This is a genomic window from Pseudomonas sp. 382 (assembly GCF_002759075.1).
GTDB lineage: Bacteria > Pseudomonadota > Gammaproteobacteria > Pseudomonadales > Pseudomonadaceae > Aquipseudomonas > Aquipseudomonas vlassakiae.
The window spans coordinates 98890-108248 of sequence record NZ_PEMX01000017.1; the positions used below are offsets into that span (position 1 = coordinate 98890).

At 62.0% G+C, this 9359-nt stretch carries 8 protein-coding genes; 4 read left to right on the plus strand and 4 right to left on the minus strand.

Annotated features, from left to right (window positions below):
• Positions 1 to 6 precede the first annotated feature (6 nt).
• Positions 7 to 876, plus strand: coding sequence for an HlyD family secretion protein (locus CQW31_RS19315; protein ID WP_054886933.1), 870 nt, complete (start codon positions 7 to 9; stop codon positions 874 to 876).
• A 38-nt stretch (positions 877 to 914) separates the two neighbouring features.
• On the opposite strand, the gene CQW31_RS19320 is transcribed toward CQW31_RS19315, so the two are convergent.
• Positions 915 to 1673, minus strand: a complete 759-nt coding sequence (locus tag CQW31_RS19320; protein WP_099815189.1) for an SDR family NAD(P)-dependent oxidoreductase — start codon at positions 1671 to 1673, stop codon at positions 915 to 917.
• A 112-nt stretch (positions 1674 to 1785) separates the two neighbouring features.
• Here CQW31_RS19320 and CQW31_RS19325 point away from each other — a divergent pair, with 112 nt between their 5' ends.
• A complete protein-coding gene (locus CQW31_RS19325) occupies positions 1786 to 2727 on the plus strand; it encodes a LysR family transcriptional regulator (RefSeq protein WP_099815194.1) in 942 nt (313 codons plus the stop codon).
• An 87-nt stretch (positions 2728 to 2814) separates the two neighbouring features.
• On the plus strand, positions 2815 to 3135 hold the full coding sequence (locus CQW31_RS19330) for a DUF2025 family protein (protein ID WP_099815190.1): 321 nt from the start codon (positions 2815 to 2817) through the stop codon (positions 3133 to 3135).
• A gap of 8 nt (positions 3136 to 3143) precedes the next feature.
• Here the strand turns inward: CQW31_RS19330 and CQW31_RS19335 are convergent, their stop codons facing one another.
• Both CQW31_RS19335 and CQW31_RS19340 read right to left on the minus strand, forming a co-directional pair.
• Positions 3144 to 5714, minus strand: coding sequence for an EAL domain-containing protein (locus CQW31_RS19335; protein ID WP_099815191.1), 2571 nt, complete (start codon positions 5712 to 5714; stop codon positions 3144 to 3146).
• 55 nt (positions 5715 to 5769) lie between these two features.
• Entirely contained in the window at positions 5770 to 6846 is a 1077-nt protein-coding gene (locus CQW31_RS19340) for a diguanylate cyclase (protein ID WP_099815192.1), read from the minus strand.
• Between the two features lie 127 nt (positions 6847 to 6973).
• On the opposite strand from CQW31_RS19340, the gene CQW31_RS19345 reads away from it, so the two are divergent.
• On the plus strand, positions 6974 to 8068 hold the full coding sequence (locus CQW31_RS19345) for an MBL fold metallo-hydrolase (RefSeq protein WP_082433672.1): 1095 nt from the start codon (positions 6974 to 6976) through the stop codon (positions 8066 to 8068).
• 2 nt (positions 8069 to 8070) lie between these two features.
• Here CQW31_RS19345 and CQW31_RS19350 read toward each other — a convergent pair whose 3' ends face one another.
• Positions 8071 to 8952, minus strand: a complete 882-nt coding sequence (locus CQW31_RS19350; RefSeq protein ID WP_054886928.1) for a formate/nitrite transporter family protein — start codon at positions 8950 to 8952, stop codon at positions 8071 to 8073.
• Positions 8953 to 9359: the final 407 nt, after the last annotated feature.

Sequence of the window (9359 nt, forward strand, 5' to 3'; positions counted from 1 at the left end):
GATTCGATGCGTGCTGTCGTCCGTGTCCTGGTGACCTTGTGCGTGGTCGCTATTGCCGTTCTGGCCGGTTTCAAGCTCTGGCAGTACTACATGCTCACGCCGTGGACGCGTGATGCCAGGGTGCGCGCCGATGTGGTGGTGATCGCCCCGGATGTGTCTGGATGGGTGCGTGAGCTCAAGGTGCAGGACAATCAGCAGGTCAAGGCGGGCGACCTGTTGATGAGCATTGATCGCGAGCGCTTCCAGGCCGCCTTCGACCAGGCCAGCGCGGTGGCTGAAACCCGCGCTCAGCAGTTGCACCTGCGTGAACGTGAAGCGGCGCGGCGTACGGCCTTGGGCCCGGAGGCGATCAGTGCCGAGCTGCGCGAAAACGCCCAGATCAACGCCGCCGTAGCCCGTGGTGAACTGCACGAGGCTCAGGCCCAGTTGCAGGTGGCGAAGATCAACCTGGCGCGCAGCGAAGTGCGGGCGCCGCGTAGCGGGCATATCACCAACCTGCGCCTGGCCGAGGGCAACTATGTCAATACCGGCCAATCGGTGATGGCCCTGGTGGATGATTCGACGTTCTACATCCAGGCCTATTTCGAGGAGACCAAGCTGCCGCGCATTCGGGTTGGCGACGAGGTCAAGGTCTGGCTGATGGGCGCAGGCAATGCCATGCAGGGCCATGTGGAGAGCATCAGCCGTGGTATCACCGACAGCAACAGCAACCCGGACAGCCAGCTGCTGCCGGTGGTGGAACCAACCTTCAACTGGGTGCGGCTGGCGCAGCGCATACCGGTGCGGATCAGGCTGGACCAGATTCCCGAAGGCGTGCACCTGAGCGCGGGGATGACCGCCAGCGTCCAGGTGCATGAGGATCAGATAGAACAGTGATGGTCAGGGGGCTGCTTTGCAGCCCCAGAATTTCTGCTTTAAAGGAACATCCCGCCAGACACTTCCAGCCGCTGCCCGGTAATCCAGCCATTGCCCTCTTCAAGCAACAGTGCGATGGCGGCGCCGATATCATCGGGCAATCCGACCCGCCCCAGCGCAGTGTTACCGGCAATGAAATCATTGACCTGCTGGTTGTCGCGCACAACACCGCCACCAAAGTCAGTCTCGATCGCCCCCGGCGCGAGGATATTGACCCGAATGCCGCGTGCCCCGAGTTCCTTGGCCTGATACCGGGTCAATACCTCCATCGCGCCTTTCATTGCCGCATAGGCGGCATACCCGGGCAGTGCAAAACGCGCGAGCCCGGATGACACATTGACGATTCGCCCGCCATCGACCAGCAACGGCAGCAGCCGTTGGGTGAGGAAGAATGGCCCTTTGAGCTGAATGTTCAGCAACTGGTCGAACTGCGCCTCGGTGGTTTCGCTGAACGGCACATTCAGGCCGATACCGGCGTTGTTCACCAGGAAATCGAAGCGCTCACGGCCGAAACGTTGCTGCAAGGTCGTGCCCAGGCGTTCGGCAAAGCTGGCGAAGCTGCTGCAGTCGGCGACGTCCAGTTGCAGCATGACAGCCTTGGCGCCAGCCGCCTCGAGGGCCTTGGCCACCTGCTGGGCCTCGTCAGCCTTGCTGTGGTAGGTGCCGATGATGTCGATACCGCGTGCAGCCAGATGCTCGGCGGCATTGCGGCCCAGGCCACGGCTGGCGCCAGTGATCAGAGCGATCTTGCGAGTCATGTCGTATCCCTCTTGGGTGGTGGATGAGGGACAGGTTATTGATCGCGTTACGGCTGTTAAATCCAGCAGAATCGGAAATACTGTTCGTGTGTTTCGAATAGTCGGGGTGAAGATGAACAAGCTGGAACTGCTGCGCACGTTCGTTCGGGTCAGCGAATTGAGCAGTTTCACCCTGGCGGCAGACAGCCTCGGCCTGCCACGCTCTACGGTATCCGAGCAGGTCAGGGCGCTTGAGCAATTACTCGGCACGCGCCTGTTCAACCGCACCACGCGGCGCGTCCAGGCGACCCAGGACGGTGTTCTGCTGTATGAGCGCAGCAAGGATTTGCTGTCGGGCATGGACGAGATCGAGAGCCTGTTCCGTGCCGATGATGCCGAGCTGGCAGGCTGCCTGCGGATCGACATGCCGACCATGATGGCCCGCCGGGTGATCATTCCAGCCTTGCCGCAGTTCTTGTCACGGTTTCCCAAACTGGAGGTGGAGATCAGTTGCACCGATCGACAGGTTGACCTGCTGCGTGAAGGGTTCGACTGTGTGATGCGCATCGGTGCGCTGAGCGACCTGGATGTCGTGGCGCGGCCTGTCGGCCAGTTGAGCATGCGTAATTGCGCCAGCCCCGCCTACCTTGCCCGTTGCGGGGTGCCGCAGCGCCTGGAAGACCTGGCCGGGCACCGCCTGGTTCACTATGTGCGCAACCTGGGTGCGCGCAGTGCCGGTTTTGAATATGTGCAGGATGGCCAGGTGTGCTTTCAGCCCATGGGCGGCGCGGTCACGGTCAATAACGCCGAGGCCTATTCGGCAGCATGCCTGGCGGGCCTTGGCTTGATCCAGGTGCCCGCAGTGGGTGTCGCGCATCACCTGGCAAGCGGCGAGTTGGTACAGGTCATGCACGGCTGGCAGGCACAGGCCATGCCGGTGTCCTTGTTGTATGCCCGGCAACGCCATGTACCACGTCGTGTCCAGGCTTTCATGGGCTGGCTGGGCGGGCTGCTGGCGTCGCAGGTCGACCCGCTGCCGGGCAACGAAAACCTTGGTACAACCATGAGCCCATGAGCTAGGCTGCCCACTGCGCGTCGCCCATCAGAGGCGGCCGTTACCTGCCTGGCGTGCGTCACTTCCGTTCATTTGCGAGGTTACGTCATGGCCATCACTTCCCAAGACATCTGCAGCGCTGCCGACCAGCTCAATGGTTTTGTCGGCTTTCATCGCAAGCGCGGCATCCATATCGTGCGGTTTTCCGAGGACGCGTTCGGCATGGACGTGGCGGATGACAGCATCACCCCCTGCAGCGAGTTCGTCTGGCGGCCGCAACAGGACGCGCGCATGGCGCTGTGCCGGGAGCGTCTGGCACTGTTGCTGGAGCAGCATGTGGACGACCGGCTGAACATTGGCGAGCCGTTGCGCATCTACCTTCGGCGCAGTGACCTTCCGGAAATCGTGGCTGAGCGCTCGCTGCGCTGAGCCGCGGTTCAAGAGGCGTTTGCGGCCCTGCCGGGCTCCAGCTGCAACAATCGCTCGAAGCTGGCCTTGTCCAGAGGCCGGCTCAGGTAAAAGCCCTGCACTTCATGGCAGCGGTCGTTCTGCAGTGCCAGCAATTGTTGCTCGGTCTCCACGCCCTCGGCCGTCACCGTCAGCCCCATCGCCTCACCCAGGTTGATGATCGCCTGTACCACGGCGCGGTCGCTTCCCGTGTTGTTGGCCAGGCCGGCGATGAAACGCTTGTCGATCTTGATGCTGTCGAACGGGTAGGTCCGCAGGTAGCCCAGCGAGGAATAGCCGGTGCCGAAATCATCCATGTTCAGTCGTACGCCCAGTTCCTTGAGCGCGAGCATGGTGCCCAGGGCGCCTTCGATGTTGTTGAGCATCACATTCTCGGTAATTTCCAGCTCGAGCCGCTGAGCAGGAAAGCCGGTTTGCAAGAGGATTTCGCGCATGTCGGCGACCACGTCACTGCGCATGAATTGCGCAGGTGACAGGTTTACTGAAACCAGCAGAGGGGCGGGCCAGTCGCGGGCGCTGCGACAGGCCTCGCTCAGCACCCAGCGGCCGAGGGCAACGATCAGGCCGCTTTGCTCGGCCAACGGGATGAAGGTATCCGGCGCGAGCAGGCCTTCCTGCGGGTGCTGCCAGCGCAGCAAGGCCTCGACCGAGACGATGCGCAAATCGCTCAGGCGATAGCGTGGCTGGTAGTGGAGGACGAGCTCGTTGTTCTTCAGGGCGCGGCGCAAATCGTTTTCCAGCTGGCGGCGGTACTGGATCTGCTGGTTCATCGCGGCAGCGAAGTAGCGCCAAGTGCCCTTGCCGTCGACCTTGGCCTGGTACAGGGCGATATCGGCGCAGCGGATCAGCTCGCCAGCATCGAAGCCCGGCTCGCGCGTCTGGGCAATGCCGATGCTGACACCAATGTCCAGTTGCTGGTTTTCAAACGCAATGGGTTGCTGCAGCAGTTCGATCAGGCGCCGGCAGAGGCGGTCGATTTCGCTGCGGTTATCCAGGCCTTGCAGTACCAGGACGAACTCATCACCGCCCAGGCGGGCCACCAGGTCCACGTCGCGTGTGGTGTCGCGCAGGCGTGCGGCCACTTCCTGCAGCACGGTATCACCTGCGCTATGCCCGAGGGAGTCGTTGATCGGCTTGAAGTTGTCCAGGTCGAGCAGCAGCAAGGTCAGCGGCGGTGAGTCGCTGCCGCGCAACAGCGCCTGTTCGAGGTGCCTGGCCAGCTTGTTGCGATTGGCCAGGCCGGTCAGTGGGTCGTGCAGCGACAGGTGCTGGATGCGCGCGTGGGCCTCGACTTCGTCGGTAATATCGCTGGCCGTACCGCGAAAGCCGACGGGCTTGCCGTCGAGCTGGATGGCCCGTGCCGATATGCGGCAGTAGCGGCTCAGGCCGTTGTGGTCGTGGTAGGCGCAACGCAGGTTGGACGGTTGTTCCGAGTCTGCCTCGATCTGCCCATCCAGCCAGGCTGATAACGGCGTGGTTTCGCAGCTGAGCAGTTGATTGAGGGGTTGGCCAAGCCATGTCTCGACCGGGTCGCCGGTAACACTGACGAAACGCTGGGAAAGGTAGGTGAGCCGTTGCTGTCGGTCGGTTTCCCAGATCCAGTCGGAGCTGGCCTCGGCTACTGCGCGAAAACGTTGCTCGCTGGCCTCCAGAGCCTGATTGCTCGTTTGCAGGTGCTGCAGGCTGAGGTCGATGACGCGGGCGTTGCGCAACGCCAGACGAAACAGATAGAGCATCACCACGCCCAGTATCAGCAGCGCGCAGAGCAAGGGCGGCAATACGGCCCAGAGCAGCTGCCGACCGGGCATCGGGCTGGTCCAGGCCAGGCGATAACCGGTGTCGCCCAAGGCAATCTGCTGGCGACCGGGCTCGGGCTCCTCGTTCTTTTCTATATGCATGCGCGCAAGCCCAGCCACTTCGCCCAGGCGCGCGAGCTTGGCTTCGGTCAGTTGGTCGATGAACAGCATGACCGGTGCCTGGCTCACCTCTGCGGCGGTGACGTCCTTGTCCGGGCGCACGGCGGCAGCACTGAGGATCGCCGGCCAGTTGTTGAACAGGACGAAACGGTTGACCTGCCCGCGGGCGCTGGCGGCTGAGCGCGCGGCCGCGATGATTTCAGGCAGGGGCGCATCGATGAAACTGCCGGCAGCTGCCTCGGTAGGCGCACCTTTGAACAGCGCGTAGCTGGTGTGCTGGTCATCGACCACGAACACACCTTCGTAGCCGCTGGCACTGTACAGCGATTCGCCAACGTTCTTTTCTTCATAGGCCCACTGCCAGTCGACCTTGCCTGCCAGGTGCTCGAAGGCAGCGTCCCACACGGCGTAGCTGGACAGAAACTGCCGTGAGGCCAGCAGGCGTTGTTCCAGCGTCTGGCTGGCATGGAAAGCGCTGCGTTGTTTTTCCTGCTGGTCGAGGGTGGACGCGATGTTGAACAGTGCGCCAAGGGTGATCAGGCAGACGACGCCGAACACCACGCAGAAAAAGCCGATCAGACGACGGACGTGAAGGTGAGGGAGAGGGCTGGCGGTCCTGGCCATGCGCAAACGACTCCTTGTTGACTGCAACTCCCAGCCGGGCAATCAGCAAGGAGGCTCAGTCAGGATAGGCCAGCCTGAGCGCGGTGGCCTCGCCTTGGGCGAAATTGATCTGGTCGCGCCCGCGGCGCTTGGCGCTGTACAGTGCCTTGTCGGCCTGCTCCAGCCAGTGCTCGGCGGACTGCAGGTCGGCGTGGAAAGCCGCCAGGCCGATGCTCAAGCTGATGCGCAGGTGCGGCAGCTGTGGGTTGCGGTAGCTGGCGACGTGCTCACGCAAACGCTCCATGGCCTGGCAGGCCTGGGCCTCGCTGGCGTCGGGCAGGATCACGCAGAACTCGTCGCCGCCGTAACGCCCGGCTTGGTCGGATTCGCGAAGGGTGCGCTTGAGCGCCTCGCTCATCTGGCGCAGCACACAATCACCGACCACATGGCCGAAGGTGTCGTTGATGGTCTTGAAGTGATCGATGTCGATGAGTGCGATCACGGCAGCGGACGGTTGTTGCCGGCAGGCCTGGAACCTGAGCAGCAGCAGGTCTTTCCAGGCGCCATGATTGAGCAGGCCGGTCAGGCTGTCAGTCAGGCTCAGGGCGCTGAGGCGACGCTTGTGCTCTCCCAGCTTGATCGCCAGGCGGTAGCAGACCCACCCCAGCGCCAACGGGTAGAGGGTCAGCATTGGCAGGCAGGCGTAGATCTGCAGCGCCGTGGCGTTCAGCTGTAGCCCGGTGCCCAGCAATGCGCTACCCAGCAGCATGCCGGCCAGCTGCGCGATTGCCCCGCGAACGATCAGGCGCTTGCCGCCTGCGGCCACGTTGTTCATGGTCATCATCGACAGCACGGTCACGGTTGGCAGCGGGTTGAAGTGCATGGCCGCGGTCCAGAAGCCACCCAGCAGCGAGTCCAGCAGCAGGTTGCGTTGTTCGGCCTGATAAGGGGCTGCCGAACGTGTTGCCCATTGATAGGCGACATGGGGCCAGAGCAGACCGTTGAACAGTAGCAGCGCCCAGGCCCAGGTCGGTGGTGCCAGCGGTGCCACGCCGGCGGCTACGCTGAACAGGCCGATCCCCAGGCCGATGACACGCGGCAGGTAGATGCGTTTGACGAAAGAAAGTCCCTTGCCGCTGCGATTGTCCGTCATGGTCGTTGTTCTTCTGCTGGGGTGCCGTTTATCGCATAACTCACGTGAATATTGTCGAACAGTGTTTCATCGACGAAAAATGACCTTACAAGCCAATTCACGGTTGATGTGATCCCAGTGGGGTAACATGAAGCCTTTCCTCTTGCTTGGAGTGCTGCTGCTCATGGCTCCCATGGCTAATCCTGGCGACCAACCGGCGCCACAGCGGGACGGACGTTTTCACAACCAGGCCAGCCTGCCGCAGGATGGCGTGCTGAAGAAGCTGCGCATCGGCCTCAAGTACCTTTTTCTGCGCAAGCCGCCGGAAACCCGGCCGGCAACCGCGATCAGCGTGCAGCCGATGACCCGCCAGCAGGTGCTCGATGCACCGGACCACAGCCTGTGGCGTCTGGGCCACTCCACGGTATTGCTCAAGCTGCGCGGTCGCTACTTCATTACCGACCCGGTGTTTGCCGAACGCGCCTCGCCGGTGCAATGGGCCGGGCCGCTGCGCTTTCATGCGCCACCGCTGGGGCTGGATGAGTTGCCGCCGCTGACGGCGGTGATTCTGTCCCACGATCATTTCGACCATCTGGATGAGCAGGCGATACGCCGACTGGCCCTGCGTGCCGGGCGCTTTCTGGCGCCGCTCGGGGTGGGTGACTTGCTGATCGAATGGGGAGTGCCTGCGGCAAAGGTGGTGCAACTGGACTGGTGGCAGGAAACCGAAGTCGAGGGTGTGCGTTTCGTCGCCACGCCCGCGCAACATTTTTCAGGGCGCGGCCTGTTCGACAGCAACCGCACCTTGTGGGCTTCCTGGGTGCTGATAGACGACCAGACGCGTGTCTACTTCAGCGGTGATACCGGTTACTTCAAGGGTTTTGCCGAAATCGGCGAGCGCTTCGGGCCGTTCGACCTGACATTGATCGAGACCGGTGCCTACAACGTGGCCTGGCCCAACGTGCACATGCAACCAGAGCAAAGCCTGCAGGCACATCTGGACCTGCGCGGGCGCTGGATGCTGCCGATCCATAACGGCACCTTCGACCTTTCAATCCACGGATGGCAGGAGCCGTTCGAACGTATTGTCGCCCTGGCAGCGGCGGCCCAGGTACGCCTGAGCACGCCTCAGATGGGCGAACGGGTAAGTATCGACTCTCCCCATGAGGGCCAGAACTGGTGGCAGCCGCACCCCACGCATCAGCGGGGCAGGGCGGTCGAACGGGCATTGGCGGCGCGCTGAGTTCAATTCCGGCCTTGTCGACGCTCTTCGTCTTTTAATAGCTGCGATGGCGGCTTGCCGCTGTCGCTGCGCACCTGAGCATGGCTGATCAGGGCAAAGATGAAACTGCCGCCGACGATATTGCCCGCCAGGGTCGGCAAGGCGAACTCCAGCCAGAAGCTGCGCCAGGTTTCGTCGCCCGCCCACACCAGGTAGGACACTTCCACCGAACCAACGACGATATGGGTGAAGTCGCCCAGCGCCATCAGGTAGGTGATCATGAGGATGATCCAGATCTTGGCATGCTCCATGGACGGGATCATCCAGACCATTGTGGCGATCATCCAACCCGAAACGATGCCTTTGGCGAACATCTGGCTGATGTCGTTCTGCATGACTTTGCGCCCGACTTCGAGGAAGGCCACGTCGGTCTTGCTGTCGAAGATCGGCAGTTCGAGCATTACCCAGGCCACCAGCAAGGTGCCTGCCAGGTTGCCGAGCAGCACTACTCCCCACAGCCGCAGCAAGCGCCCGAGGTTGGCCAGGCTTGGCGTGGTCATGACCGGCAGCACGGCGGTGAGGGTGTTTTCGGTAAACAGTTGCTGGCGTGCCAGGATCACCGCAAGAAAGCCGGCGCTGTAGCCAATGCTGGCGATGACCTGGGCGCTCCCGCCTTCGGGCAACCGTGCATAGAACAGCCCCATGGCCATCAGTGACAGGCCCATGGTCAGGCCGGCGGCAAGGGCAGACCACCAGAGTGCAGCGAGTGTGCGCTCCAGTTCCTGGTCGCCCTGGTATCGAATGATCTCGTGCAGTACCGCAGCCCGCGGCGGCTGGTTATGGCTGACTTCCTTCTCTTCGTCCGCCGAAAGGCCAGGGGTCTTTTCGCTCTGCGCATCGCTCATGGTCGTTACGCTCCAATGTGGGATTCTCTACAGAGCGGTGCAGCATGCATTTAGTTGCCAGGCCGCTGCAGACGACTATCTAAAGTTTTTTCAGATCAAGGTGTTGACTCTGATTTCAAAGCGCGTATTATTCGCCTCCTCGCAGCGTTGAACGCAACGAGGCAGGCGTAAGTTGTTGAAGTTGAAGGCTTTTAAAAGAAAGCGGTTTCAAAAAACTTCAAAATAAGCGCTTGACAGGCTCTGAGGAAAGCGTAGAATGCGCGCCTCGGTTGAGACGAAACGCTCTTGACCAAACGCTCTTTAACAAATCGAATCAAGCAATTCGTGTGGGTGCTTGTGAGTACGGACTGATAGTCACAAAGATTATCAGCATCACAAGTGGCCATGCGAGAAATCACATAGTCATT

What these genes read in the sequence shown, in the direction of transcription:
- CQW31_RS19315 (WP_054886933.1), top strand. Translation starts at nt 7, where the DNA reads ATGCGTGCTGTCGTCCGTGTCCTGGTGACCTTGTGCGTGGTCGCTATT.
- CQW31_RS19320 (WP_099815189.1), bottom strand. Translation starts at nt 1,673, where the DNA reads ATGACTCGCAAGATCGCTCTGATCACTGGCGCCAGCCGTGGCCTGGGC.
- CQW31_RS19325 (WP_099815194.1), top strand. Translation starts at nt 1,786, where the DNA reads ATGAACAAGCTGGAACTGCTGCGCACGTTCGTTCGGGTCAGCGAATTG.
- CQW31_RS19330 (WP_099815190.1), top strand. Translation starts at nt 2,815, where the DNA reads ATGGCCATCACTTCCCAAGACATCTGCAGCGCTGCCGACCAGCTCAAT.
- CQW31_RS19335 (WP_099815191.1), bottom strand. Translation starts at nt 5,714, where the DNA reads ATGGCCAGGACCGCCAGCCCTCTCCCTCACCTTCACGTCCGTCGTCTG.
- CQW31_RS19340 (WP_099815192.1), bottom strand. Translation starts at nt 6,846, where the DNA reads ATGACGGACAATCGCAGCGGCAAGGGACTTTCTTTCGTCAAACGCATC.
- CQW31_RS19345 (WP_082433672.1), top strand. Translation starts at nt 6,974, where the DNA reads ATGAAGCCTTTCCTCTTGCTTGGAGTGCTGCTGCTCATGGCTCCCATG.
- CQW31_RS19350 (WP_054886928.1), bottom strand. Translation starts at nt 8,952, where the DNA reads ATGAGCGATGCGCAGAGCGAAAAGACCCCTGGCCTTTCGGCGGACGAA.